The sequence below is a fragment of the Curtobacterium sp. 9128 genome (assembly GCF_007673775.1).
Lineage (GTDB): Bacteria > Actinomycetota > Actinomycetes > Actinomycetales > Microbacteriaceae > Curtobacterium.
Genome location: NZ_VEAF01000005.1, coordinates 1 through 24,715 on the forward strand (window position 1 = coordinate 1; position 24,715 = coordinate 24,715).

The window sequence follows — 24,715 nt, forward strand, 5'->3', positions numbered from 1 at the left end:
ACCAGACGCACTCCCCGCTCGACCCCGAAAGAGGCTCCGCCAGAGAGGCATTCGTACTTGGTGTGTGCCACCGGAGCAGGACTCCGGGGCTGGTTGCCTGAGCGGGACCCCGTCCGGACTGCGACTCCTGAGCTCGCGCTCTGGTGTCTGTCTCGGCCGTTCCGTTCTCCGCCTCAGCGGCAACGAGTGATTACTCTACACACGCCCCGCGGGCCTCGCCAACCGTTGCTCCCCCCGGGCGTGTCGCACCCTCGGACCCCGGCGATCGGCCTGCTCGGACGGGCCGAGCACCCGCCAGCAACAGGACGGCGCGGACCCCGCCGACACGAAGGGGCACGGTGCGCGAACGCACCGTGCCCCTGGTGGGAGCGCCGACTACTCGGCTGCGGCCAACTGGCCGCAAGCTCCGTCGATCTCCTTGCCGCGGGTGTCGCGGAGGGTGGTCGGGATGCCGGCGGCGTTGAGCCGGCGGACGAACTCGTCCTGCACGTGCACCTCCGACGAGGTCCACACCGAGCCGGGGGTCGGGTTGAGTGGGATGGGGTTGACGTGCACCCAGCCCTTGCCGCGCTTGTTGAGCTTCTCCGCGAGCAGGTCCGCACGCCAGGCGTGGTCGTTCATGTCCTTGATGAGCGCGTACTCGATCGAGACGCGCCGCCCGGTCTTGGCGAAGTAGTTGTACGCGGCGTCGATCGCCTCGTCGGCCTTCCACCGCGAGTTCACCGGGATGAGCTCGTCGCGCAGTTCGTCGTCGGGGGCGTGCAGCGACAGCGCGAAGGTGATCGGGATGTCCTCGTCGGCGAGCTTGTTGATCGCCGGTACCAGCCCGACCGTCGACACCGTGATGCCACGGGCGCTCATCCCGAGGCCGTGCGGCTGGGGCGCCACCATGGTCCGGACGGCGTCCATCACGCGCTTGTAGTTCGCGAGCGGCTCACCCATGCCCATGAACACGATGTTGGTCACCCGTTCTGCGTCGACGCGGTCCTTGCCGCCCTTGCGCGGGTCGCCCCCGAGCTCCCCCGCCGCGATGGCCGCGTTGGCCCGGACGATCTGCTCGATGATCTCGGCGGTCGACATGTTCCGGGTGAGTCCCTGCTGCCCGGTCGCGCAGAACGGGCAGTTCATGCCGCACCCGGCCTGGGACGAGACACAGAGCGTGATGCGGCCCGGGTAGCGCATCAGCACCGACTCGACGAGGGCCCCGTCGTGGAGCTTCCAGAGGAACTTGATCGTGTCGCCCTTGTCCGTCGCCAGGCGCCGGGTCTCCGTCAGCAGGGGCGGCAGCATCCCCGCGACGAGCTGCTCCCGCTGGGCGGCAGGGAGGTCGGTCATCCGCTCGGGGTCGGACGTGTGGTGCGTGAAGTAGTGCGTCGACAGCTGCTTGGCACGGAACTTCGGCAGGCCGAGCTCGACGACCTTCGCCTCGCGCTCGGCGACGGTCAGGTCCGCCAGGTGCTCCGGCGGCTTGCCACGCTTCGGCGACGCGAACTGCAGGAGCGGGCGCCCCTCGCCGTCGGTCGCCTGCGTCCACCCTTCGGTCCGCGGACGCACCTGGGGACGGGCGGAGCGTGCTGCGCGCTGTTCCTCGAAGGGGGTGCGGGTGTCTGCGGCCATCGTTCCAGGGTACGGGACGCGCGGGGCGATCAGGACCCGGCGGGCAGCAGGCGGGCGAAGTGGTGCGCTGCGGCGTACATCGGCACGATGTCGACGACCTCGCCGGGGTGCGGTGCCTGGAGCACGAGCCCCTCGCCGAGGTACAGCCCGACGTGGTCCTCGTTGTCGTAGACCACCATGTCGCCGGGGAGCGCCTCGGACTCGGGGATCGTCGTCGCGACGGCGTCCTGCGTCGGGACGTAGTGGGCGAGCTGGATGCCGACCGCCTGGTAGGCCACCATCGTGAGGCCGGAGCAGTCGATGCCGGAGTGGCTCGCGCCGCCCTCGACGTACGGGTCGCCGAGGTACTGCAACGCCGTGGACAGGACCGTGGCACGTGCGCCACCGGCCGAGAGCGCGGTGGACAGTGCCGCCTGGGCCTGGGCGGTGGTCACGCCGAAGCGCGTGACGAGCGTCGGGTAGGACACGACCGTCCTGGTCGTCACGCTCATGCCGTCCGTGGTGTTGATCGGCACCTCGACGTCGTGCGCGACGGTGTAGTTCTGCACGGCGAGCGACGTCGTCGTGGTCGGCAGGACGGGTGCGTCCGGGGTCGCCGCGTTCGCGGGCATCGACATCGTCAGTGCCGAGGTGAAGGCGAGCGCCGGGGCGAGCAGGATCGCGGCGCGCTTGGCGTTGACGGACCGTCGGACGTGCCGGGGGTCGAGCGCCCGCTCGGCACGGAGGGCGCCGGAGCGGCTCTGGAACGCGGTACCGGGCTGCTGGGCGGCCGCGGCGGTCACGACCGGGCGTGCGGACCGGAGTGCCACCACCCGCGCGGGCTCGGTGCGCGGGACGAAGGTCGAGCGGGCGGCCACGGGCCCGGCTGCTGATCGCCGTCCTCGTGCGCGCGGCGTCGACGCGGGAACGGGAGCGGGCGGTGCCGCTGCGGCGGTCTGCGCGGGCTGACGGTCGTCGACTGCTGCAGGCAGGGCGTGGCGTCCCATGGTTCCTTCCGGGTCTCGAGCCGCCGGGTGGTCCAGCGCGGGCGCCACGCAGCGATGCGGACGGACCCGCGGGGACGGCGGCTCGGTTGGATAACGTATTGGTCACGGACCCGCCCCCAGCTGGGCAACGGCGGGGAGTCCCTGCGGGCCGTCACAGGAACCGACAGGGTCCGGAGTGCCCGTGACCGACCCCCTACCGGGCCGACGGCCGCATGACGGCGGCGAGCCGGGCCTCCCGTGCGGTCGCCACCGCGTCCAACCGCGCTGCCAGGCGTCCGACCGAGGGGTCCACGGTCCTGTCCCCCGAGATGTCCCCCGGAACCGGTCGCCCTGGTCGGACGGCGAGCGGCAGGACGCCGGCCCACACCCCGTGGTCCTCGCCGTCGTCCTGGCCCTCGCCCGGCCCGGCGAACCGCACCTTCACGCTGGCGTGCTCGAGCGGGACCTGGAGCACCTGTGTCTGCGCGACCTCGCGGTCGGTCATCTCGCGGACCTCGCTACGGCGCCCCGGCATGAGGTGGTCGCTGACCTGCCAGAGCGCCTCGACCCGGAGCGCGGGCGGGACCACGGTGGCACGCCCCGCGACCATCGCGCTCCGGTAGTTCGCCGAGCTGTCCGCGGTCGAGCGCGCGAAGACGAGGCCGTCGAGGTGTGTGACCGTCGCCGCCACCGGCACGCCCTCCGGCCCGGCGTCGAGGAACAGCCCGCCGCCGGTCGACCCGTGCAACAGCAGGACGGGACCGTCACCGAGGTCGCCGACACCGCAGAGGAACGGCAGGACGACCGGGTGGCCGCCCCGGACGAACCCGACGTGGGCGACGAGCCCCTCGGCGAGGACCTCGCGGAGGGCCTCGGGGTCGGTCAGCTGACGGTCGCGCTTGCGACGGACGGACATGGACGGGACGGCTGCGGTGGGCATGTCCGTCACGCTAGGGTCACCGGTGGACCAGTGCGTGGTCCAGATCGGGCGGTGCGCGGTGGACCAGTTCGGGAAGGCCGCGGCCGTCGCCGCGCGGGTGCGCACGATGGTGCACGACGGCACGCTGCGGGGCGGTGACGCGCTGCCGTCCACCCGGGCCCTCGCGGCGGAACTCGGTGTGGCACGCGGGACCGTGGTCGCCGCGTACGAGCAGCTCGACGGCGAAGGCTACATCCGGACCCGGCACGGTGCCGCGGCCCGGGTCGTCGCGTCCGTGGAGCACGCGGCGACCGCGCCCGCGCGGACGGGGACGCGCTCGCTCCTGCCGTCGAGCGGAGACCTCGCCGCGGACGTCGTGGACGCGCGACCCGGCATCCCCGCCGTGACCGCCATCGCCCCGCGGGACTGGCGTGCCGCGTGGCGAGCCGCCGCGGACCTGCCGCTCCGGAACACGCTGTCCGATCCGCTCGGACTGCCCTCGTTCCGGGACCAGGTCGCCGCCCAGCTCGGGCTGAGCCGGGGCTTCGCACCGGACCCGTCCCGTGTCGTCGTCACGGCCGGCACCGCCGAGGCCCTGTCCCTGGTCACCGAGGCGCTCCGCACGCGGCTCGGCCGCGCCCCGCGCATCGCCGTCGAGGACCCCGGCTACCGTGCTGGTCGCCGAGCGGTGACGAGCGCCGGCGGCGTGCTGGTACCGGTCCCCGTCCTGGCGGACGGGATCTGGCTGCCGGGACTCGCCGCCGTCACGGTGGACGCGGTGCTGGTCACGCCGACGCACCAGTACCCGCTCGGGTCGGTCATGCCGGTCGGCGCCCGGCAGGAGCTCCTCGCGTGGGCCGCCGCGACCGACACGCTCGTCGTCGAGGACGACTACGACTCCGAGTTCCGGCACCGTGGCCGCCCCGTGCCGGCCCTCGCCGCGCTCAGCTCGGCGGTGCTCCACGTCGGCGGGTTCTCGAAGACGCTCGACCCGCGGCTGCGCTGCGCCTACGTCGTGCTCCCGGAGGACCCCGCGACGAGCGAGGCCGTGGTCGGCGCACGGACCGCGCGGGGGCCCGTCGTCGCGGAACCGGTGCAGGCCGCCCTGGCGCACCTGCTCCGCACAGGGGCGTTCCGCCGACACCTCGGTCGGGTGCGGCGGGACTACACGCACCGGCGCGCGGCGATCGCGGCCCGACTGCGACCCGCCGCCGGCAGGCTCCCGCCGGTCCCCGGACTGGAGGCCCGTGCCCTGGACGGCGGGCTGCACACGGTGGTCACGTGGCCGGGTGCCCCGGCATCGACGGAGCTGGTGGCGCGGCTCGCGGCACGCGGGGTCCTGGTGTCCGACCTCGCGGACTACGCCGTGACCCGGGGTTCGGTGGGCAACGGCATCGTCCTCGGCTACGGGGCGCTCACGCTGCCGGCACTCGAGCACGCGCTCGACGCGCTCGTCGAGGAGCTCGCGGCGGGCTGACCCGACCGCGGCCGCACCGTGACGCGCGGGAGGCCCGGTGCCGGACCGGCACCGAGCCTCCTGTCTGGTCCCTCCGGGGTCAGGACAGGGCGTCCTTGGCCTTGTCGATGACCGTCTCGGCGGCCTGCTTCAGGCCACCGGCCGTCGTCGGGGCCGGCTTCGCGCCGGTGCCGAACAGCGCCGGGTCGGCGGGCGGGAGCTCCCCCAGGTCCGCGGACGGCTGCGGGTCGGCGATGAACTCCACCGGTCGGCCGTCGTAGGTGCCCTTGGTCACCCACGCACCCTCGGCCGCCCGACTGTCCTCCGAGAAGCTCCAGAACGTGTTCGTCTGGTCCTCGCGCTCGTGCTCCTTGTTCGAGTGCTCGATCTCGTCGTCGGCGAGGCCGTCCTCGATGAGCTGCTCGATCCCCCGCATCCACTGCTGCTGGTGGTACGTGTCACGGGCGAGGTTGAACGCGAGCATCTCGCGGACGCCGGGGTCGTCGGTGGTCTGCATCACCCGGCTCGTCTGGAGGCGGCTCTGCCCCTCGGCGGCGGCGTTCGACCGGAAGTCGGTCAGCAGGTTGCCGCTGGCGACGATGTACCCGGCCGTCCACGGGACGCCCTGGCTGTTCGTGGGCATCGGGCCGCCACCCGTCACGATCGCGTGCTGCGGGTTCATCCCACCCATGATCGCGGCGAGCGTCGGGTTCGCCTCCATCGCCTTCGCCTGCTCGTCGCTCGGCGCCCCCTCGAGGAGCCGGGCGAGCATGGTCGTGAGCATCTCCACGTGACCGATCTCCTCGGTCCCGATGTCCATGATCATGTCCTTGTACTTGCCGGGGATGCGGCAGTTGAACCCCTGCCACAGGTACTGCATCATGACGGTCATCTCACCGAACTGGCCGCCCAGGATCTCCTGGAACCGCTTGGCGAGCAGCACGTCGGGCTTCTCGGGGACCGCCTGGAACTGGAGGCCGCGCTCGTATCGGAACATGGTTGTCTCGCTTCCGTCGTCGAGACCCCATCGCTACGCGGCAGCGAGACCGCGCCCGTCCAGATGGTCCACGAGACGCAGTCGAGCGGCGCCCGGGCGGACCGTCGCGCCCTCGGACGGACGGGAGGCTCGGTGCCAGCTGGCACCGAGCCTCCTGTCCGGCAGACGGTCCGCCCGTCGGGTGGCGGAGTCCGCTCAGTCGGTCCCGGAGTCGAACGCCGCGCCCTCGGACGCCGCGTCGGTCGCGCGGCCCAGCGCGTCGGCTGCGTCGGTGGTGACCACCGCACCGCCGAGGATCTCCTCGGACTCGCCGGCCTCGAGGGACCCGACGAGGTCACCCGTGGCGCCGCCGATGAGCCCGGCGGCCGCGTACTGCTCGAGTCGGGCGCGGGAGTCGGCGATGTCGAGGTTCCGCATCGTGAGCTGGCCGATGCGGTCGTCCGGGCCGAACGCGGCGTCGCCGACACGCTCCATCGAGAGCTTGTCCGGGTGGTACGACAGCGCCGGACCGGTGGTGTCGAGGATCGTGTAGTCGTCGCCGCGGCGCAGTCGCAGCGTGACCTCGCCGGTGACGGCGGAGGCGACCCAGCGCTGCAGGGACTCGCGGAGCATGAGCGACTGCGGGTCGAGCCAGCGTCCCTCGTACATCAGGCGGCCGAGGCGGCGGCCCTCGTTGTGGTAGGACGCGACGGTGTCCTCGTTGTGGATCGCGTTGAGCAGGCGCTCGTAGGCGATGTGGAGCAGCGCCATGCCGGGGGCCTCGTAGATGCCGCGGCTCTTCGCCTCGATGATGCGGTTCTCGATCTGGTCGGACGCGCCGAGGCCGTGGCGGCCACCGATTGCGTTCGCTTCGACGACGAGTGCGACGGCGTCGGCGTACTCGACCCCGTTGATCGCGACCGGGCGACCGGCATCGAACCGGACGCTGACCTCCTCGGTGGCGACCTCGACGTCGTCGCGCCACGCGGCAACGCCCATGATCGGCTCGACGATGTCGAGCCCGCTGGAGAGCTCCTCGAGGCTCTTCGCCTCGTGCGTCGCACCCCAGATGTTGGCGTCCGTGGAGTACGCCTTCTCGGTGGCGTCGCGGTACGGGAACCCGCGGGCGACGAGCCACTCGCTCATCTCCGTGCGGCCGCCGAGCTCACGGACGAACTCCGAGTCGAGCCACGGCTTGTAGACGCGCAGTCGCGGGTTCGCCATCAGGCCGTAGCGGTAGAACCGCTCGATGTCGTTGCCCTTGTAGGTGGAGCCGTCGCCCCAGATGTCGACGCCGTCCTCCTTCATGGCGCGGACGAGCATGGTGCCCGTGACCGCGCGGCCGAGCGGCGTGGTGTTGAAGTACGTCTTGCCGCCGGAGCGGATGTGGAAGGCGCCGGTCTGCAGGGCGACGAGGCCCTCCTCGACCAGGGCGCTCTTCGCGTCGACGAGACGGGCGATCTCCGCACCGTACTCGTGGGCGCGACCGGGGACGGCGTCGATGTCCGGCTCGTCGTACTGACCGATGTCGGCCGTGTACGTGCAGGGCACCGCTCCCTTCTCGCGCATCCAGGCGACGGCACAGGAGGTGTCGAGACCTCCGGAGAACGCGATGCCGACTCGTTCGCCGACGGGGAGACTGCTCAGGACCTTGGACACGTCGTCAATCGTAGGGGACGGGCCGCGATGCCCGGCCGTCCACGTGGACGGTCGGGCACGCGGCGACCGCGCGGCTTACGCTCGGGTCGGACCACGGACCCGCGGGAGGAACGCCATGGCCACGATGGGCGTCATCGCCGACGACTTCACCGGTGCGACCGACATCGCGACGGCCTACGCCGCCCGGGGGTACCGGACCGAGGTGCTCACCGGCGCCGCGGTGCCGGCCTCCCCCGACGTCGACGTGGCGGTGGTCGCGCTGAAGACGCGGACGGCTCCGGTCACGACGGCGGTCCAGGAGTCGCTGGCCGCACTCGACCGCCTGGTCGCGGCAGGGCACGACCGGTTCTTCCTGAAGTACTGCTCGACCTTCGACTCCACCGACGAGGGCAACATCGGGCCGGTCCTGGACGCCCTCGTCGCGCGGACCGGCGCCGACCACTGCGTGGTCGTACCGGCGTTCCCCGACAACGGCCGGACCACCTACCAGGGGCACCTCTTCGTCGGGTCGGACCTGCTCGAACACTCGTCGATGCGACACCACCCGCTCACGCCGATGAGACGGTCCCGCATCGCCGAGCTCCTCCGACCGCAGACGCGGTACCCGGTCGGCGAGGTCCACCTCGGCACCGTGCGCCTGGGGCACCGGGCCGTCGCCGCGGCGATCGCCGAGCGCGCGGCTCGGTACGTCGTCGTCGACGCGATCGACGACGACGACCTCGTCACCATCGCCACGGCGACCGCCGACGACGTGCTGCGGTCCGGCGGTTCCGGTCTGGCCTCCGGGATCGCGGTCGGCGGGGCCGACACCGCGACGGCCTTCGCGACGCCACCCGGGCGTGCGCTGGTCGTGTGCGGCAGTGCATCCGCCCGCACCCGCGAGCAGATCGCCGTCGCCGTGGCGGCCGGAGTGCCCGCCCGTCGACTCGACGTCGGACGGCTGACGACCGGCCTGCCGCAGGTGGTCGACGAGGTGGTCGCCTGGGTCCTCGAGCAGCCCGCCGACAGCACACCGGTCGTGTACAGCGTCGGGGATCTGGCCGACGTCGCGGACGACGGCGACCGTCCCGGTCTCGTCGAGGACGCGCTCGCCGAGATCGTGCTCCGGACCGTGTCCGCCGGCGTCACCCGGTGCATCGTCGCCGGCGGCGAGACGTCCGGCGCCGTCGTGTCCGGCCTCGGCGTCGATCGTCTGAGCATCGGACCCGTGATCGCCCCCGGCGTGTGCTGGGCCGAGGGCGCCACCGCCGCCGGGCACCGCGTGGTGCTCGCCCTGAAGTCCGGGAACTTCGGCGGACCGGACATGTTCACCACCGCATGGGAGGCACTCGCGTGACCGCGGACAGCTGGCTCGACCAGGTCACCGAGGTGCTCGCAGACGCCGGACGACGGCTCGCCGCGGCCGGGCTCACCCTGGGCAGTTCCGGCAACGTCAGCGTGGTCCTCGACGGGCGCATCGCCATGACCGGCACGGGCACCGACCTCGGCGACCTGCACGCGTCCGGCGTCGCGGAGCTCACCCTCGACGGCACCCACGTGCGTGGCGCACAGCCGTCGAAAGAGGTCGCCATGCACCTGGCCATGTACGCCAGGAACCCGGCGCACGGCGCCTGCGTGCACGTGCACTCGCCGTACTCCGTCGCGGCGTCGTGTCTGGCGCCGTGGTCGTCGACGAGCGCCGTCCCACCGATCACGCCGTACTTCGTCATGCGCGTCGGGCAGACCCCGCTCGTGCCCTACCGGGCGCCGGGACACCCGGAGATCGGTGCGCTGATCCGTGACGAACCGACGCCCTCGCGCGCCGTCCTCCTCGCGAACCACGGTCAGGTCGTGAGCGGCGTCGACCTCGCCGACGCCCTCGACGCCGCCGTCGAGCTCGAGGAGGCCTGCCGGATCAGCGTCCTCACCGCCGGGCACGACCGACGACTCCTGAGCGACACGGACGCACGCGAACTCGCCGGCCGCTCCGGGACCGCGTGGACACCACGGTCGGCGGGCGCCGCCGGGGTGTCCTGACGAGGAGCCCCGCTCCGAGGACGGCACGTCCGGCCGCCCCGCGCGGCGTTCAACCGAGATCGAGCCCGGGATCGACCTGGCGGAACCGGTCGTCGAGGAACCGCCCGTTCACGACGACGGCCGATGCATCGCGCTCGACGGCGGCGTCGCGCATCCCCTGCGCCGCGGACTCGAGGGCGGCGAGCTGTCGCCGCAGCGCGTCGAGCGGCGTCGACCCGTCCGACAACCGGTGGGTCGCGGCCCAGTCGGTGGGCAGCGCGGCGTAGGCACGCAGCGTGTCCGGCAGGTAGGCGGTCGCGGTGCGGGTGACGACGACCTCCGCGTCACCGCTGCCGACCCGCGCCAAGGCGTCGGTCAGCAGGTCCGCGATGCGACCAACGGTGGCCGCTGCGTCGGACGGGAGGCGCGTGGCGGCCGCCGCGGTCAGCGCGGCCAGACCACCGGTGACGTCCGCGTCCGTGACACGGAACGCATCGACGCTGCGGATCCCGAGCCTCCCGAGCGACGCGGCGACCGCTGCGGTGTCGCCGGCCGCCTCCGCGGTGATCCCCGCGACCTCCGCCGCGAACCGTTCGAGCCAGGCGCCGAGCGGCGGCTGTCGGCGCGCGATGGTGACTCCCCCGGAGATCTGCGCCGCCTCGGCCCGCAGGTGCCGGCCGTCGCGCTCGAGGGTGAGCGTCTCGTCCACGCCGTCCAGGCGGACACGACGGACGGCTCCCGGTCTGCCGGCCAGGCGGTCGGCGAGCGTCCGGTTCCGCTCCACGGTGAGCGCCTGGTCGACGACGGCGCTCGGCAGGGCGCGCGCTGCGGCGTCGGCGAGCCCGTCGAGCAGGGTCTGCGGGTCGGCGGTCGCGTCGAGCGGGACGGGCGACGCGGGGGTTCCGTCGGTCATCGATCGGTGAGGGGCAGGACGAGGGTCGGTGTCTGGATGACGTGGTCGGGTCGGAGGCTGCGCACCGCGGTGCCGATCGCGAAGAACTCGGTCGTGTGGCCGCCCCAGCGGTGCGGGAGGGAGAGCAGCTGGACGCCGACGATGCCCTCGGCGTCGAGGTGCTCGGCCTCGGTCTGCATGCGGCCCATCGCGAGCTCCCGCGCGTCGTAGAGCGCCTCCGTGTACTGCGGGATCTCGGTGTTCATGCCGAAGGTCGTCATCGACGACATCATGCCCCGGTGGGCGATGTGGTAGACGCAGGTGCCCATGGTGAGCCCGAGGGGCGCGTACCCGGCTTGGATCAGGGTCCAGAAGTCCTGCCCCGACAGGTCCGACGTGAACGGCAGGCGCTTCGTGTTCCGCCATGTCCCGGTGGGCGGCGGGGCGTCCGCGACGACGGCGGTGCCGACGGCGATGAACTCGGCGAGGTCGTTGCCGTACTCCTTGAACTCGATCTCGAGCCGGACGCCGACGATGCCGTCCGCGCCGAGCCGGTCCGCCTCGGCCTCCATGCGGGTCATCGCGAGCTCGCGGGCGTGGTACATGGCCTGGCTGAGCTTGTCGAGCTCCATGTTCTTGCTCCACCGCCCCGCCTGGATCCCGACGTGGTAGACGCTCGACCCGAGGACGAGTCCGACCGGGCGGAAGCCGGCCTGCCGGACGAGCAGGAACTCGTTCACCGACAGGTCCGAGGTGAACAGGCGTCCGGCCCCGTCGGCGAGCCGGGCGGTGGCGTCGGCGGGGAGCGGCACGCTGCCGAGGTCGGGGGTGCTCATGGTCGGGCCTCTCGGTCGGTCACAGGTGGCGGGTGGCGGAGCGCACGCCGGGGTCGGTGAGCGGGATGACGGACAGGACGTCGCTCCGGGCCGCGGCGTCCGCGGAACGACCGCGGAACGCGTGCATGGGGCCCTTCGCGATCCCGGTGCCGACGAACAGCGCCTCGGCGTGCAGGTCGGCCTCGTCTCCGCAGGACGTCTCGAACTCGCCGACGGAGCTGTCGGTCACGACGAGGTCCGACGCGCCGAGGACGGTCGCACGCCGGGTGAGCTGGAGTCGGGCGTCGTCGCGGGCGGCCTCGAGCAGGTGGGTCAGCCCGTCGATCTCGGTGTTCCCCGTCCACGTCGACCGCTGCTGCCGCAGGAGCGGGTCCTCGTGCTTCGTCGACACCGAGAGCCCGAGGGCCATGCCGCGGGGCACGAACCCGGACTGCAGGAGGGCGGTGACGTGCTCGGCGGAGAACCCCGCGGTCCACGGCCCCGCCGCCCCGGACGACCGGACCGTGCCCGGTGCCGCGGCGCGCGGGCTGATCGACGCGTCGAGGGTGCGGACCGCGGTCCCGACGGCGGTGAACTCCCAGATCTGGCCGTCGAGACGCCGCCGCGTGATCCGCACTCCGACGACACCGTCCGCGGCGAGCATCGCGGCCTCGGCGACCATCCGGTCGTGGGCGCCGTGCCAGGCGTGCGCGAACGCGTGGACGTAGGCGCCGAACCCGGCGTTGCGGCCGCCACGTCCGCCCGTGGTGAGCACCGGGGACGTCCACCCGGAGAACGGCCCGCGTGCGCCGCCGGGGAAGCCGAAGCCCGTCGCACCCGGCGCGGACATCGCCCAGATCCCGCAGCCGCCGCCGGTCCAGCCGAGCTGCACGACCAGGCTGCCGAACACCTCGCCGACGGGCTGCAGGGACACCGACGCGATCGCCGCGGCACCCGGGGCCGAGAGCAGGGAGCCGGCGACGCCGCTCTCCCGCTGCCGAGCTGCGCGCGCGTGGGCGGCGGGCGGGAGACCATCGGTCCACTGCGGCATGACCACCCCCGGGAGGCGCGACGTGCGGCGGGTCCCGCACCTCGCCTCAGCATGGCACTCCCGTGGTGCCCCGCGGGGCTGGCTGTCGGAACCCTCAGCGGGACCCGACCGGCGACCGGTCGGTCAGACCGGCAGGCGCGGCACCGCGTCGAGCAGCGCCCGGGTGTAGGCGGACTCCGGCTCGGCGAGCACGCGCCGGGTGTCGCCCTGCTCCACCACGCGGCCACCCCGGAGCACCACCGTCGTCGCACACAGCCGGGCGACGACGGCGAGGTCGTGCGAGACGAGCACGATCGTCATGCCGTGCTCGGCCGCGAGCCGCTCGAAGAGCTCCAGCACCGCGACCCGGGTCGTCAGGTCGAGCGCGCTCACGGGTTCGTCGGCGACGAGGACCCGCGGCCCGGAGACCACGGCGCGGGCGATCGCGATGCGCTGGCGCTGCCCGCCGGAGAACTCGTGCGGGTAGCGGCCGCCGGCGTCGCCGTCGAGCCCGACGTCACGGAGCGCTGCCTCGACACGGTCGGCCGCCTCGGAGCCGGACGCGACGCCGAGGGACCGGAGCGGTTCCCCGACGATGCGGTCCACGCGCTGCCGGGGGTCGAGCGAGGAGTACGGGTCCTGGAACACCGGCTGCACCGCGGCACGGAACCGGCGCATCGCCTGGCGGTCGCGGACGTCGAGCGGGGCGCCGTCGAACGACACCGTCCCGCTGTCCGGAGCGGCGAGTCCCAGCAGGAGCCGGAGCACCGTGGACTTGCCGGCGCCGGACTCCCCCACGATGCCGACGTGGCCGCCGGGGCGCACGGCGACGGAGACGCCGTCGAGGGCGAGCCCGGATCGCCGTCCCGGGTAGCGGAACGCGACGTCGTCGAGTGCGAGGAGCGGGTCCATCACGCGCGCTTCCGTCCGGCGTCGAGTGCGTCCTGCAGTGACCGGGCGCTGCCGACGAGCCGCCGGGTGTACGCCTCGGCGGGGTGCGCCACGACCTGCTGCACGGTGCCCTCCTCGACGGTGCGGCCGTGCTCGAGCACGAGCACCCGGTCGACGGTCCGCGCGACGACGGGCAGGTCGTGGCTGATGAAGAGCAGGCCCATCCCCCGGTCGGCGACCGCGTTCTCGAGCAGGTCGAGCACCTGCGCCTGCACCGTGACGTCGAGTGCCGTGGTGGGCTCGTCGGCGATGAGCACGCGGGGCCGGCACGCGAGCGCCATCGCGATGGCGACCCGCTGCCGCTGCCCGCCGGACAGCTCCCACGGGTGCGCCCGCTCGATGCGTTCCGGGTCGGGCAGGGCGACGTCGCCGACGGCCGCACGGACCGCCTGGCGGAGCGCGTCACCGCGGAGCCCGCGGTGACGCCGCAGGGGTTCGGCGATCTGGTCCCCCGCGCGCATGAGCGGGTCGAGTGCCGTCATCGGCTCCTGGAAGACCGGTGCGACGACGCGGCCGCGGATCGTGCGCAGCGTCCGCTCGGGGGCGCCGACGACCTCGACGTCGCCGACGCGGACGGAGCCGGAGGCGACGAGTCCTGCGGGCAGCAGCCCCATCACCGCCAGCGCGGTGAGCGACTTGCCGCTGCCGGACTCGCCGACGATGCCGAGGCGTGCTCCGTCCTCGACCGTGAAGGTGACACCGTCGACGAGCACCGCGCCGTCGGCCGTGGTGATCCGCAGGTCGGTGACCTGGATGGCGGGCGTCATGCGGGCCTCCTGTCCGGTGCCCCCGGTGTGTCTGTCGCATCCGGCGCCGCCGCGTCCGGGACGACGGCGGCCGCCGGTCCGGACTGGAGGCGCGACGCACGACCGCGGGTCGGCCCGCGTCCGCGACGGGGCGACTCGCTTCCGCGACGGGTCGGTCCGCGTCCGCGACGGGTCGGGTCGCCGACGTCCCGCAGGCCGTCGGCGAGCAGGTTGGCACCGATCACCAGGACCACCAGCGCCAGTCCGGGCGAGAGGACGCCGGCGGGTGCCTCGGCGGCGGTCTGCTGCGCGTCCTGCAGCATCCGTCCCCACGAGGCGTTCGGCGGCGGCGCACCGAGGCCGAGGTAGGACAGGCTCGCCTCGGCGAGCACGGCGAGACCGAACTGCAGCGCGAGGTTGACCGCGAGCGTCGGCCAGATGTTCGGGAACACGTGCTGCGTGACGATCCCGACCCAGGTCGTGCCGGACGTGCGGGCCGCCGTGACGTAGTCCTGGCGGAGCACCCGTCGGGCGAGGATCCGGACGACCCGGGCGACGACCGCCGCCATCACGATGCCGATCGCGACGATCGCGGTGCCGAGCGACGCACCGCGTGCGGCCACCAGGAGCATCGCGACGAGGAGCGTCGGGAACGCGATGACGATGTCGAGCACCGCGGAGAGCGTGTCGTCGAGCCACGGTCGGGCGAACGCGGCGGCGAGCCCGACGGCCGTGCCGAGGACGCCACCGACCAGCACCGCGCCGATCCCGGTCGTGAGCGCGATCCGGGCGCCGACCAGGAGCTGCGTGGCGAGGTCACGGCCGAGCGTGTCGGTGCCGAGCCAGTGCGCGGCGCCCGGCGGGGTGAGCCGGCCACCGCTCGTGTCGTAGAGCGAGTACGGCAGCCAGACCAGGGACACGACGGCGGCGACGAGGACGACCCCGACGAACACGACGCCGATCGTCAGCGAGACGGAGCGGCGGCCGGTCATCGGTTCCCCGAGACGCTCGACCGCAGGCGCGGGTCCACGATCCGCTGCACGACGTCGGCGACGAAGCCGATCACGAGGACCGCGACGGTGGACACCAGCAGCACGCCCTGGATGCTCGGGTAGTCGTGCTGCTCGATCCCGGTCACGAGCATGCTCCCGAGCCCGGGCAGCGCGAAGACGCTCTCCACGACGACGGCACCGAGGAAGGTGCTCGCGAGCTCGATGCCGAGCACCGCGATGACCGGCACGAGGGCGGACCGGACGCCGTGCCGCAGGAACGCCGACGCGGTCGACGCGCCGAGTGCCCGGGCGGTCCTGATGTGGTCGGCGCCGAGCACGTCGAGCACCGCGCTCCGCACGTACCGGGCGATCGACGCGGTCATCACGACGGCGACGGTGACGATCGGCAGCGCCAGCGACTGCAGCGCGTCTCCCGGGTACGTCCAGTCGTCGCGGGGGAACCCGCTCGAGGGCAGCAGCCCCCACTGCAGCGACACGACCTGGACGAGCAGGATGCCGATCCAGAACACCGGGACCGCGACACCGAGCTGGGTGACGGCGGAGAGCAGGACCCCGTACCAGCGGTCCGCCCTGGCCGCCGCGACGAAGCCGACCAGGCACGCGGCGACCACCGCGACGACGAACGCGATCAGGGTGAGCGGGACGGTGACGACCAGGCGCTGCGCGAGGTCGGGGAGCACCGGCAGGCCGCTCGTGAACGACGTGCCGAGGTCGAACCGCAGCATCTGCCCGAGCCAGGTGGTGAACTGCTCGGCGAGCGGGAGGTCGGAGCCCACCGCCCGACGGGCCGCCGCGATCTGGTCCGGGGTGGCGTTCGCCGCGAGCAACGCGTTCGCCGGGTCACCCGGCAGGATGCGCAGGAGCGCGAAGACCACCACGAGTGCCACCAGCAGGGACACCACGAGGATGCCCAGGCGGCGGAGGACGTAGACGGTCATGCGGTGCGGTCGCTCAGCGGACGGTGATGCCGGAGACGGGGAACTGGGAGTTCAGCCCGTTCTTCCAGTAGCCCGTGACGTCCTTGTCGGACACCACGATCTGGGGGTAGAGGTACAGCCAATCACTCGCTGCGTCCTCGACGATCTGCTCGTTCGCCTGCTTCAGGAGCGCGGTCTGCTCGTCCTCGGTGGTCGCCTCCTCCGCCTTCGCGATGTCCTGCTGCACGTCCTGGTCGTCGTACCCGAAGTAGAAGTCGGGGTTGCCGTAGAAGACGACGTCGCGGTCGTTGACGTGCTCCTGCAGCGTCGCCTCGAAGTCGTGCTGCTGGTACACCTTCGTGTACCACTCGTCGGCGCTGATCGAGTTGATCTGCACCGTCACGCCGACCTTCTGCAACGCGCTCTGCAGGTACTGCGCGACCGCGGGGTGCGGGTCGTACGTCGGGGTGTCGAGCGTGAAGGTGAAGCCGTCCGCCTTGCCGGCCTCGGCCAGGAGCGACTTCGCCTTCGCCGGGTCGTACGCGTTGACGCTCGTGAGGTCTTCGTACCAAGGGTCGGTCGGCGGGACCATCGACCCGTTGACCGTGCCGTAGTCGCCCCAGATCGCCTTGAGCAGTGCCTTGCGGTCGACGGCCGCGGAGATCGCCTGACGCAGCTTCACGTCCGTGAAGGGACCCTTCGCGTCGTTGAACGCAAGGAGCTCCTTGGTGGTCGACTTGCCCTCGCTCACCGTGTACTTGCTCTCGTCGGCGGTGAACCGGAACAGCGCGTCCGGGGACTGGATGCTCGTGATGACGTCGACGCGGCCGCTCGCCAGCGCGTTCGACAGGGTCGAGGCACTCGTGAAGTAGTCGAACTCGACGCCGCCGTTCTCCGGCTTCGAGCCCCAGTAGCCGGCGAACGGCTTCAGCGTCAGCGAGGAGCCGCGCTTGCGGTTCGCCAGCTCGTACGGGCCCGTGCCGTTCTCCTCGGTCTTGAGCGACTTCTCGCTGGAGGGGACGATCCAGACGTAGGAGAGGTTGTAGACGAACGAGATGGAGCGCTGCGAGAGGTGCACGACCACCGTGTCGGCGTCCGGCGTGTCGATGGACGCGATGACCGACAGGCTCGACTTGCGCGACGACTGCGAGTCCGCGGCGGTGACGCGCTCGAGGGAGCTCTTCACGTCGGCGCTCGTCATGGTGCCGCCACCGTGGAAGCGGACGCCCTTGCGCAGCGTGAGCGTGTAGGTGAGCCCGTCGGAGGACGTGTCGACCTTCGTCGCGAGCTGCGGGGTGACCTTGCCGTCATCGCCGAGGCGGAACAGGCCCTCGTAGACGTTGTCCTGGAACGCCTCGTTGACGCCCTGCCCGCCACCGTCCACGTTGGACAGGTTCGTCGGCTCGTACAGGGACCCCACCACCACGGTGGCGTCCTTGCCGGACGACGAACCGCCGTTCGAGGACGAGCAGCCCGCGAGGGCGAGGCTGAACGCGATGCCGGTGGCGACGAGGGCGAGGGTGCGGGTCTTCACGGTGCTCCTGGTTCGGGTGGTGCGTGCGGCGGCACGCGTGTCGGCGTGCTTGCGTGCTCTCTTGCGTGCTCGCTCGCTGGCGTGCGTGCTTGCGTGCTTGCGTGCTTGCGTGCTTGCGTGCTTGCGTGCTTCGTGCGTGCTGCGGTGGACGCGTGTCGGCGGTCGTCGGTGTGCGCAGCGCCGGTGCTCAGGCGGTGTGCGCGACGTACCGTTCGCCGGCGTGGACCGGCACGTGCAGGCGGTTCTGGAACGGCGGCAGCGGACAATTGTACTGGTCGCTGAAGCCGCACGGCGGGACGAAGGCCTGGTTGAAGTCGAGCACGACCGCGGCCTCCTCGCCGGTGCTCGACCCCTCCGGACGCTCGATGAACAGGAACCGTCCGGTGCCGTAGGTCCGCTCGGACTCGTCGTCGCTGCCGTTGGTCGGGTCGCCGAACACCAGGAGCAGCGTGCCGTCGTCGTCGAAGGCGCTCAGCGTGTACTCGCGGCCGTCGATCGTCGCGCGGATGTCGCCCGGCACCACGAGGTCCCGCGTGCTGCCGGCCGCGTCGCGGAGGTGCTCGTAGGGGATGGTCCGGCCGGGCTCCGCGGGGATGAACCGTGCCTCGATGCGCCACGACGGGTCGTACGGGAACACCGGGGTGCCGGCGTACGAACGGTTCGCCGGGGACTCGGCGTCCCAGAGCCGGTAGCCGTGCTCGGGCGCACCGGTGTCGATGTCCCTGCGGTGCACGGCCGTCGCCGTCACGGACGCCGGCTGCCCGACGAGGGCCTGCTCGAGGTCCGGCTCGGCACCGTCCGGCAGCCACGTGGTCTGCACGAGCGCGAGGTCTCCCTGCGGACCCGTCACGCGCTGCCGACGGGCCTCGCGCCAGGCGTGCCAGGACTCGGGGGCGATGTCGGACGTGGGGGTCGGCGCTTCGGAGGTCACATCACAGCGTCGCACACGGCGAGCGCCGTGCTCGCATCGAGGGTCACGGAACGCAACACAGCGGGATGATCAGATCCACGCCGGACGGAGCACAGACGGGAGCACGCTCCGGTCGACGTCCGCATCCGACGGTTCGTCGTCACCGGTCGTCGGGCGCCGTCCACACCAGGAGGTGTCGCCAGAACAGCGATCGCCGCATCCGCACGCCGGGCAGCACGTCGCAAGCAACCGCCTTGATCTGCTCGAACGTCAGCAGTGGCTCCGCCGTCGGGGCGGCCATCGACTCCGGCGGTCCCGACACCCCACGCGGATGCAGGATCAGGCCGACCAACGCGGTGAGGACCACCGACAGGACGGTCCACGGCAGGTCCGCGGCGGTCTCGCGCGCCAGGCCGATGACGACGAGCCGGCCGCCGGGACGGACCGACGAGCGCGCCGCCCGCAGGGCTGCGGTGAGTGGAAGGTGGTGCAGGACCGCGACGAACGTCACGAGGTCGTAGCGCCGCTGGTCGTGATCGGCGAGGTCGAAGGCCTCCTCGCGGACATCCGCGTTCCGGTGCCCCGCGACCGTGTCCCGCGCACGTGCCGCTGTCGCCGCGTCCGGTTCGAGACCGGTGACCTCGCTCATGATCCCGGCGAGGCGGAGCAGGAGATTCCCGGTGCCGCATCCGACGTCCAGCGCCGTCGTGCCGCCTGCACGTCGGACCTGCCGCGCGTGCCGCAGCACGACCGGCGCGTAGGCGTCGTTGTGGGACCAGGGGTGGTCGGCGTTGAACCGGTCCAGCAACGAGAGCAGGCCCGACATCAGTGCCCGTCGAGCGCGTGACACCCGCCGTCGAGCACCCACCCGGCTGCCGACACCGTGGCGCTCCCGTCCCGCTGCACCGTACCGACGAGGCACCCGGTCATCTCGACCTGAGCTTCGAAGACCACCCGGTCGTCGGACTCCTGGATCCACGGGTCCGGCGCGCCGACCCGGTCGAGGACCTCCGTGACACCGGACAGGGCCACCGGGGCCGGGAGCTCGGCGATCCCCCGCACGGCAGCGGCGCGAGCGACGGCGAGCCGCGCGGCGGCCTCGGGGCTCAGGTCGGTGCGGTCGTGGTGCCGCTCGTTGAGCGAGTACTGCGGTGGCGAGTCCGCGCCGGGTCCGGCACCGTCGCCCGAGGGGGCGTACGTCCCCGCGGCACCCGTCGGCGTGGGGACGCTCGACGCGGGTGCGCTCGACTCGGGCGTCTCTCCGGATGCTTCCGGCACCGCTGACCTCGGTGCGGCGCACCCAGTCACCACCCCCAGCGCGAGCAACGCTCCGGTCATGACGGCGATCGTCCGGCCTCTCCCCATGGCCGCATCCTGACACGTGGCGGGCACGAGGTGGGCGGTACGTCACCACATCGTGACCGCGGTGGGCGGTACCGATGGCGTAGTGTCACGCGCATGGGCGAGATGCAGCAGCGCAGCCTCCTCGAACGGCTGGTCGGGAGGCCCCTCCCCTGGGTGGCGTGGGCGTGGCTCGTCCTCGCCGTGGTCTGGGTCGTCTTCGCGATCGTCGAGCCGTCGGGGTTCCACACCACCATGGCGATCTCGTGGACGGTCCTCGCCGCCGTGCAGTTCTGCGCCCTCTGGTTCGGCCGCCGTCCGCGACGCACACAGCCGCGGGACGGGGACGACGGCACCACCGTTCGCTGACCGGCACGCCCTCAGCAGGGTGACCGCGGTGGAGGTCAGCTCGTCGCGCGGGCGATGAGCGCCGCGACCCGCGCTTCGACGTCCGCCCCGGTGCCGACGATCGCGAACGACGTCGCCCACATGTCACCGTCGTCGAGCGCTGCCGAGTCCTGGAACCCGAGCGTGCAGTAGCGCGTCCCGAACTTGGCGGCCGGCTGGACGAACGCCACGACCTTGCCGTCCCGCGTGTAGGCCGGGAACCCGTACCAGGTGCGCACCCCGAGCTGCGGCGCCGTCGCCGCGACGACCCGGTGCACGAGTTCGGCGACCGCGCGGTCCTCCGGCGCCATGGCGGCGATCGCGTCGAGCGCGTCCTGCAGCTCCTGCGCTACCTTGTCGGCGTCCTTCTCGCGCTTGGCCGCACGGCGCCGTTCGGCCGCGGCCTGCTGCATCGCTGCGCGCTCTTCCTTGGTGAACGTTGCTGCCATGGGCCGAGGGTACGACCGTCAGCGCCGGCGAGCAGCAGTTCGAGCCGTCGTCGCACCACCGTGTCGCGCACCGCCGACCCTGACGTCCGCCTGCGCCTGTCCGCCGCATGCACGACCGGATGAAGACTGGACCGCCGGTGCTGGCGTCTGGAGGACCTCCGAACAGTTCCTCGCGAGCTGAGCGCTCTCCGGCGCCACAGCCACCCGCGCCTCCGACGAGCATCGACCCATGACAGATGTCACCCGCAGATCGTGACGACCCGCATCGGAGCCCCGCGCCGAGCCGCAGGATCGTGGAGCCATGAACGAGACACCGGTCATCCAACTCCGCGGGCTCCGGAAACGCTTCGGGACCGTCACCGCCGTCGACGGCGTCGACCTGACGATCCGGGCGGGCGAGGTCGTCGCGCTCCTCGGCCCGAACGGCGCCGGCAAGACCACGACGGTCGACCTGCTCCTCGGCCTGGCGACCCCGACCGACGGCCAGGCCCGCCTGTTCGGCACGGACCCCCGCACCGCGGTCGTCGGCGGCCGCGTGGGCGCCATGCTGCAGGGCGGCGCGCTGCTCCCGGACGTCACGGTCCGCGAGGCGGTCGCCCTCGTCGCGGCGGCACACCGCCACCCGATGCCGGTCGCGGAGGCGCTGCGCCGCGCACGCTGCACGGACATCGCGACCCGCCGGGTGTCGAAGCTGTCCGGCGGGCAGCTCCAGCGCGCCCGCTTCGCGGTCGCCGTCGTCTCCGACCCGGACCTCCTCGTGCTGGACGAGCCGACCGCGGCGATGGACGTCGAGGCCCGGCACGTCTTCTGGTCGTCGATGCGCGAGTTCACCGACGCCGGCCGCACGGTCGTCTTCGCGACGCACCACCTGGACGAGGCGGACGTGTTCGCGGACCGGATCGTCATCATGCGCGCCGGTCGGGTCGTCGCCGACGGGACGCCCGCCGCGATCAAGGCGATGGCGGCCACCCGCAGCATCCGCTTCGCGGGTGTCGGTGCAGAACGGCGCGACGCGTTGCGCGGTCTGCCGGGTGTCGTGGGCCTGGAGGCGCGGCACGGCGCCGTCACGCTCCGCACCGACCACAGTGACGTCACGCTCAGGGCGCTGCTCAACGCGTTCCCGGAAGCACACGACGTGCAGGTGGTCGCCTCGACCATGGACGACGCTTTCCTCGCGATCACCGCCGAGGGCACCACCGCTCCGAGCACCACCGAGACCGAAGGGGTCCTCGCATGACCACGATCACCACTGCCGGCACCCGCACCGGCACCACCGCTGGGCGGTTGCCGATGCGCTACGTCCTGCTCGAGACGCGGCGGCAGCTCCGCAACGTCAAGGCGATGGTCTTCACGTTCGCGATCCCGGTCGTCATGCTCCTGGTGTTCGGTGCCGCGTACGGAGGTCAGACCGACCCGGTGACGCACCTGCCGTTCCTCGTCGTCACGACGCTGCAGATGACGGCGTACGGCGCGATGATGGCTGCGCTCAGCCAGGCGTTCTCCCTGGTCACCGAGCGGTCGATCGGCTGGAACCGTCAGCTCCGCGTGACACCGCTGTCGGGGTGGGCCTTCCTCGCGTCGAAGCTCGTGGCGGCGATGGCGTTCGCGGCGCTCTCGGTCACGATCACGTTCGCCGTCGCGATCCTCGGGCTGCACGCGTCACTCGAGCCGGGACGCTGGGCCGCAGCCGGACTCGGCATCTGGGCCGGGGTCGTGCCGTTCGCGCTCATCGCGATCCTGGTCGGACAGTTCGCGAAGCCCGCATACGCGCAGCCCCTCTTCATGGTGGTCTTCATGGGCATGTCGATCCTCGGCGGGCTGTGGGTCCCCCTGTCGGTGATGCCCGCATGGATGGGCACCGTCGCGCACCTGCTGCCGTCGTACTGGCTCAACCGGGTCGGCCAGATGGGCGCCGGTGCGGCCGGGTCCTCGGGCATGACCGAGCCCGCCCTCGTGCTCGCCGGGTGGACGGTCGTCCTCGCCGCGGTGATCGTGTGGCGCTACCGCCGCGACGCGGCGCGCCGGTGACCGGGCCCGACGGCCCTACGCTGACGGACGTGACGAACCTGTCGGAGGTGTCGGGGGCGGGCAGCACCAGCACGACGACCGAGGCGCGCGGCGCGGGCGACGCGCCCCGCGCCTCCCGGCCGTCCGCCCGTGCCTTCCCGTGGGCCGCCGCACCGGACGCCGACGACGCGGAGGTCCGCGTCGCCCGCCGCCGTTGGTACGGCGGTGCCGCGTTCGGCCTGCTCTGGCAGGCCCTGCTGCTCGTCGCGGTGTGGACGGACGACCGTTCGGTCGCGGAGCACGTGTCCGCCACCCTGGCGCTCGCCGTGCTGTACGTCGGGTTCGTGTTCGCACCGGAGGCGATGTGGCGACACGGGCTCCGGCGACGCGTCGTCGTCCTGGCCGTGCTCGCCGGCTACGCCGGGCTCCTTCTCGTGCCCGTCGGTCCGGCCGCGGTCTGGTCGTGGCTGCTGATCGTCGCCCTGTCCGGCTTCGTGACCGCGCGGCTCTGGGTCGCCGTCGCGGTCCTCGGCACCGTCGTCGCGGCCGAGCTCGTCGTCGCAGCGGTCGTCGGGTGGGACATCGCGTCGAGCTCGGGCATCCTGTTCGCCCCGATCATCGCCGTGTCGATCGGCGCCTCGATGGTGTTCTTCGGTCGACAACGCGCAGCCGAGGACCAGCTCGGGGTCGCGCAGGACGAACTCACCCGCCTGGCGGTCGTCGAGGAGCGTGCCCGGTTCTCCCGCGACCTGCACGACGTCTTGGGGCACTCGCTCACGGTCGTCACGATGAAGTCCGCGCTCGCCGCCCGACTGGTCGACGTCGACCCGGTCCGGGCGAAGGCCGAGATGCAGGACGTCGAGCGCCTGTCCCGCGAGGCACTGCAGGGGCTCCGGCAGGCGGTCGGCGGCTACCGGCAGGCCGACCTGGACGCCGAACTCGTGTCCGCGCGGACGGCGCTCGACACCGCGGGGGTGGCGGCGGAGCTCCCCGAGACCGGAGACGCCGCAGCCGAGGACGCCCGGAGTCTGTTCGCATGGGTGCTCCGCGAAGGGGTGACGAACGTCGTGCGGCACGCCGCGGCCAGCCGGGCCCGGGTGACGCTGACCCGCACGACCCTGACGATCGAGGACGACGGCACCGGCGCGCCCGACGTCACCGAACCCGCCGGATCGCCGCGCGTCGGCGGCAACGGACTGCGCGGACTGCGCGAGCGGGCCGACGCCGTCGGTGCGTCGGTGACGACGGGCACGAGCGACCTCGGCGGCTTCCTGCTGCGAGTCGAGAGGAGACCACGGTGACCGAGCCCATCCGCGTCCTGCTCGCCGACGACCAGGCGCTCGTCCGCGGGGCACTGGCGTCCCTGCTGTCGCTCGAGCCGGACATCGACGTCGTCGCGCAGGTCGCCCGCGGGGACGAGGTCCTCGCGGCAGCACGGGCCTCGGCAGCCGCGGTGGCGCTGCTCGACGTCGAGATGCCCGGCGCCGACGGCCTGACCGCCGCGGCCACCCTGGCCCGCGAACACCCGGCCTGCCGGTCCCTCATCGTGACGACGTTCGGCCGCCCCGGCTACCTCCGTCGCGCGCTCGAAGCCGGTGCCGCGGGCTTCGTCGTCAAGGACACCCCTGCCGAGCAGCTGGCCGACGCCGTCCGCCGGGTCGCAGCGGGCTTCCGTGTCGTTGACCCGGTCCTCGCCGCCGAGTCCCTGGCCGCCGGCCCCTCGCCGCTCACCCCGCGGGAGACCGACGTGCTCGTCGCCTTCCGCGCGGCGTCGACGGTCGCCGGCATCGCTGCGGTGCTCCACCTGTCGGAGGGGACCGTTCGGAACCACCTGTCCTCGGCGATCGGCAAGACCTGTGCGCGGAACGCGACGGAGGCCCTCCGTGTCGCAGCGGACAACGGCTGGCTCATCGGGTCCGCCTGACGCTCGCCGGTGGCCCGCAGACGACGATGTGCGACAAGTGATCAGCCCGTGGTCTGTCAGACGTCCACCTGGTGACCGAGGCCGAGGTCGTCCGCGTTCTGTCCGCGGATGCCCCAGTTCAGCCGCGGCGTCTCGGTGATGGTGATCTCGATGCTCCGCGGCCGGCCGTCGGCCGATCGCCAACCGGGCGCAGGCGGCTTGGATGGCGGATG

25 protein-coding genes are annotated in these 24,715 nt (G+C 72.8%); 8 read left to right on the plus strand and 17 right to left on the minus strand.

Annotation, left to right across the window (positions count from 1 at the left end; all coding sequences use genetic code 11):
• Positions 1–375: 375 nt before the first annotated feature.
• From rlmN to FS641_RS11455, 3 genes are all read right to left on the minus strand, one after another.
• Positions 376–1,617, minus strand: coding sequence for a 23S rRNA (adenine(2503)-C(2))-methyltransferase RlmN (gene rlmN, locus FS641_RS11445; RefSeq protein ID WP_144763908.1), 1,242 nt, complete (start codon positions 1,615–1,617; stop codon positions 376–378).
• Positions 1,618–1,646: 29 nt separating this feature from the next.
• Positions 1,647–2,474 carry a C40 family peptidase gene (locus FS641_RS11450; RefSeq protein ID WP_186317719.1) on the minus strand — a complete coding sequence of 276 codons (828 nt, stop codon included), beginning with the start codon at positions 2,472–2,474 and terminating at the stop codon, positions 1,647–1,649.
• Between the two features lie 322 nt (positions 2,475–2,796).
• A complete protein-coding gene (locus FS641_RS11455; protein WP_222122089.1) occupies positions 2,797–3,522 on the minus strand; it encodes a pyridoxamine 5'-phosphate oxidase family protein in 726 nt (241 codons plus the stop codon).
• Between the two features lie 22 nt (positions 3,523–3,544).
• Here FS641_RS11455 and FS641_RS11460 point away from each other — a divergent pair, with 22 nt between their 5' ends.
• On the plus strand, positions 3,545–4,978 hold the full coding sequence (locus FS641_RS11460) for a PLP-dependent aminotransferase family protein (RefSeq protein WP_186317720.1): 1,434 nt from the start codon (positions 3,545–3,547) through the stop codon (positions 4,976–4,978).
• A gap of 79 nt (positions 4,979–5,057) precedes the next feature.
• Here the strand turns inward: FS641_RS11460 and FS641_RS11465 are convergent, their stop codons facing one another.
• Both FS641_RS11465 and argG read right to left on the minus strand, forming a co-directional pair.
• The gene (locus FS641_RS11465; RefSeq protein WP_144763910.1) at positions 5,058–5,954 is read right to left on the minus strand and encodes a manganese catalase family protein; all 897 of its coding nucleotides are present in this window, start codon (positions 5,952–5,954) and stop codon (positions 5,058–5,060) included.
• Positions 5,955–6,149: 195 nt separating this feature from the next.
• Complete coding sequence (gene argG, locus FS641_RS11470) at positions 6,150–7,592, minus strand: argininosuccinate synthase (RefSeq protein ID WP_144763911.1); 1,443 nt, start codon at positions 7,590–7,592, stop codon at positions 6,150–6,152.
• A 115-nt stretch (positions 7,593–7,707) separates the two neighbouring features.
• Here argG and otnK point away from each other — a divergent pair, with 115 nt between their 5' ends.
• Positions 7,708–8,928, plus strand: a complete 1,221-nt coding sequence (otnK, locus tag FS641_RS11475) for a 3-oxo-tetronate kinase (protein ID WP_144763912.1) — start codon at positions 7,708–7,710, stop codon at positions 8,926–8,928.
• The gene (locus FS641_RS11480; protein WP_260855798.1) at positions 8,925–9,608 is read left to right on the plus strand and encodes a class II aldolase/adducin family protein; all 684 of its coding nucleotides are present in this window, start codon (positions 8,925–8,927) and stop codon (positions 9,606–9,608) included. Before otnK ends, FS641_RS11480 begins: the two co-directional genes overlap by 4 nt.
• 49 nt (positions 9,609–9,657) lie before the next feature.
• On the opposite strand, the gene FS641_RS11485 is transcribed toward FS641_RS11480, so the two are convergent.
• The 11 genes from FS641_RS11485 to FS641_RS11535 all read right to left on the minus strand — a co-directional run bounded on the left by FS641_RS11485 (position 9,658) and on the right by FS641_RS11535 (position 19,673).
• Positions 9,658–10,500: a hypothetical protein gene (locus tag FS641_RS11485; RefSeq protein ID WP_144763916.1), complete on the minus strand. Its 843-nt coding sequence runs from the start codon at positions 10,498–10,500 to the stop codon at positions 9,658–9,660.
• On the minus strand, positions 10,497–11,315 hold the full coding sequence (locus FS641_RS11490) for a heavy metal-binding domain-containing protein (protein WP_144763918.1): 819 nt from the start codon (positions 11,313–11,315) through the stop codon (positions 10,497–10,499). The genes FS641_RS11485 and FS641_RS11490 overlap by 4 nt, the downstream gene beginning before the upstream one ends.
• 19 nt (positions 11,316–11,334) lie before the next feature.
• Positions 11,335–12,345, minus strand: a complete 1,011-nt coding sequence (locus FS641_RS11495; RefSeq protein ID WP_144763920.1) for a heavy metal-binding domain-containing protein — start codon at positions 12,343–12,345, stop codon at positions 11,335–11,337.
• A gap of 123 nt (positions 12,346–12,468) precedes the next feature.
• Complete coding sequence (locus tag FS641_RS11500; protein ID WP_144764583.1) at positions 12,469–13,236, minus strand: ABC transporter ATP-binding protein; 768 nt, start codon at positions 13,234–13,236, stop codon at positions 12,469–12,471.
• The gene (locus FS641_RS11505) at positions 13,236–14,042 is read right to left on the minus strand and encodes an ABC transporter ATP-binding protein (RefSeq protein ID WP_144763922.1); all 807 of its coding nucleotides are present in this window, start codon (positions 14,040–14,042) and stop codon (positions 13,236–13,238) included. The genes FS641_RS11500 and FS641_RS11505 overlap by 1 nt, the downstream gene beginning before the upstream one ends.
• The gene (locus FS641_RS11510; protein WP_144763924.1) at positions 14,039–15,013 is read right to left on the minus strand and encodes an ABC transporter permease; all 975 of its coding nucleotides are present in this window, start codon (positions 15,011–15,013) and stop codon (positions 14,039–14,041) included. The genes FS641_RS11505 and FS641_RS11510 overlap by 4 nt, the downstream gene beginning before the upstream one ends.
• A complete protein-coding gene (locus tag FS641_RS11515) occupies positions 15,010–15,972 on the minus strand; it encodes an ABC transporter permease (protein WP_144763926.1) in 963 nt (320 codons plus the stop codon). Before FS641_RS11515 ends, FS641_RS11510 begins: the two co-directional genes overlap by 4 nt.
• A gap of 13 nt (positions 15,973–15,985) precedes the next feature.
• A complete protein-coding gene (locus FS641_RS11520; RefSeq protein WP_144763928.1) occupies positions 15,986–17,485 on the minus strand; it encodes an ABC transporter substrate-binding protein in 1,500 nt (499 codons plus the stop codon).
• 187 nt (positions 17,486–17,672) lie between these two features.
• A complete protein-coding gene (locus FS641_RS11525; RefSeq protein ID WP_144763930.1) occupies positions 17,673–18,416 on the minus strand; it encodes a DUF1684 domain-containing protein in 744 nt (247 codons plus the stop codon).
• A gap of 139 nt (positions 18,417–18,555) precedes the next feature.
• Complete coding sequence (locus tag FS641_RS11530) at positions 18,556–19,221, minus strand: bifunctional 2-polyprenyl-6-hydroxyphenol methylase/3-demethylubiquinol 3-O-methyltransferase UbiG (RefSeq protein ID WP_144763932.1); 666 nt, start codon at positions 19,219–19,221, stop codon at positions 18,556–18,558.
• Complete coding sequence (locus FS641_RS11535) at positions 19,221–19,673, minus strand: hypothetical protein (protein ID WP_144763934.1); 453 nt, start codon at positions 19,671–19,673, stop codon at positions 19,221–19,223. Before FS641_RS11535 ends, FS641_RS11530 begins: the two co-directional genes overlap by 1 nt.
• Positions 19,674–19,853: 180 nt before the next feature.
• On the opposite strand from FS641_RS11535, the gene FS641_RS11540 reads away from it, so the two are divergent.
• Complete coding sequence (locus tag FS641_RS11540; protein WP_144763936.1) at positions 19,854–20,105, plus strand: hypothetical protein; 252 nt, start codon at positions 19,854–19,856, stop codon at positions 20,103–20,105.
• A 35-nt stretch (positions 20,106–20,140) separates the two neighbouring features.
• Here the strand turns inward: FS641_RS11540 and FS641_RS11545 are convergent, their stop codons facing one another.
• Positions 20,141–20,572 carry a hypothetical protein gene (locus tag FS641_RS11545; protein WP_144763938.1) on the minus strand — a complete coding sequence of 144 codons (432 nt, stop codon included), beginning with the start codon at positions 20,570–20,572 and terminating at the stop codon, positions 20,141–20,143.
• 301 nt (positions 20,573–20,873) lie between these two features.
• On the opposite strand from FS641_RS11545, the gene FS641_RS11550 reads away from it, so the two are divergent.
• The 4 genes from FS641_RS11550 to FS641_RS11565 are packed head-to-tail and all read left to right on the plus strand — an operon-like array spanning position 20,874 to position 24,503.
• A complete protein-coding gene (locus FS641_RS11550; protein WP_144763940.1) occupies positions 20,874–21,809 on the plus strand; it encodes an ABC transporter ATP-binding protein in 936 nt (311 codons plus the stop codon).
• A complete protein-coding gene (locus FS641_RS11555) occupies positions 21,806–22,600 on the plus strand; it encodes an ABC transporter permease (RefSeq protein WP_260855799.1) in 795 nt (264 codons plus the stop codon). Before FS641_RS11550 ends, FS641_RS11555 begins: the two co-directional genes overlap by 4 nt.
• A 29-nt stretch (positions 22,601–22,629) precedes the next feature.
• Complete coding sequence (locus tag FS641_RS11560) at positions 22,630–23,880, plus strand: sensor histidine kinase (RefSeq protein ID WP_144763943.1); 1,251 nt, start codon at positions 22,630–22,632, stop codon at positions 23,878–23,880.
• A complete protein-coding gene (locus FS641_RS11565) occupies positions 23,877–24,503 on the plus strand; it encodes a DNA-binding response regulator (protein WP_144763945.1) in 627 nt (208 codons plus the stop codon). Before FS641_RS11560 ends, FS641_RS11565 begins: the two co-directional genes overlap by 4 nt.
• The last annotated feature ends 212 nt before the right edge of the window (positions 24,504–24,715 follow it).

Excerpts from the sequence above, each read along its gene's own strand:
- FS641_RS11545 (WP_144763938.1), bottom strand. The coding sequence starts at position 20,572 with ATGGCAGCAACGTTCACCAAGGAAGAGCGCGCAGCGATGCAGCAGGCC.
- FS641_RS11530 (WP_144763932.1), bottom strand. The coding sequence starts at position 19,221 with ATGTCGGGCCTGCTCTCGTTGCTGGACCGGTTCAACGCCGACCACCCC.
- FS641_RS11465 (WP_144763910.1), bottom strand. The coding sequence starts at position 5,954 with ATGTTCCGATACGAGCGCGGCCTCCAGTTCCAGGCGGTCCCCGAGAAG.
- FS641_RS11510 (WP_144763924.1), bottom strand. The coding sequence starts at position 15,013 with ATGACCGGCCGCCGCTCCGTCTCGCTGACGATCGGCGTCGTGTTCGTC.
- FS641_RS11500 (WP_144764583.1), bottom strand. The coding sequence starts at position 13,236 with ATGGACCCGCTCCTCGCACTCGACGACGTCGCGTTCCGCTACCCGGGA.
- FS641_RS11485 (WP_144763916.1), bottom strand. The coding sequence starts at position 10,500 with ATGACCGACGGAACCCCCGCGTCGCCCGTCCCGCTCGACGCGACCGCC.
- otnK (WP_144763912.1), top strand. The coding sequence starts at position 7,708 with ATGGCCACGATGGGCGTCATCGCCGACGACTTCACCGGTGCGACCGAC.
- FS641_RS11555 (WP_260855799.1), top strand. The coding sequence starts at position 21,806 with ATGACCACGATCACCACTGCCGGCACCCGCACCGGCACCACCGCTGGG.
- FS641_RS11490 (WP_144763918.1), bottom strand. The coding sequence starts at position 11,315 with ATGAGCACCCCCGACCTCGGCAGCGTGCCGCTCCCCGCCGACGCCACC.
- FS641_RS11550 (WP_144763940.1), top strand. The coding sequence starts at position 20,874 with ATGAACGAGACACCGGTCATCCAACTCCGCGGGCTCCGGAAACGCTTC.
- rlmN (WP_144763908.1), bottom strand. The coding sequence starts at position 1,617 with ATGGCCGCAGACACCCGCACCCCCTTCGAGGAACAGCGCGCAGCACGC.
- FS641_RS11495 (WP_144763920.1), bottom strand. The coding sequence starts at position 12,345 with ATGCCGCAGTGGACCGATGGTCTCCCGCCCGCCGCCCACGCGCGCGCA.
- FS641_RS11515 (WP_144763926.1), bottom strand. The coding sequence starts at position 15,972 with ATGACCGTCTACGTCCTCCGCCGCCTGGGCATCCTCGTGGTGTCCCTG.
- FS641_RS11540 (WP_144763936.1), top strand. The coding sequence starts at position 19,854 with ATGGGCGAGATGCAGCAGCGCAGCCTCCTCGAACGGCTGGTCGGGAGG.
- FS641_RS11455 (WP_222122089.1), bottom strand. The coding sequence starts at position 3,522 with ATGCCCACCGCAGCCGTCCCGTCCATGTCCGTCCGTCGCAAGCGCGAC.
- FS641_RS11505 (WP_144763922.1), bottom strand. The coding sequence starts at position 14,042 with ATGACGCCCGCCATCCAGGTCACCGACCTGCGGATCACCACGGCCGAC.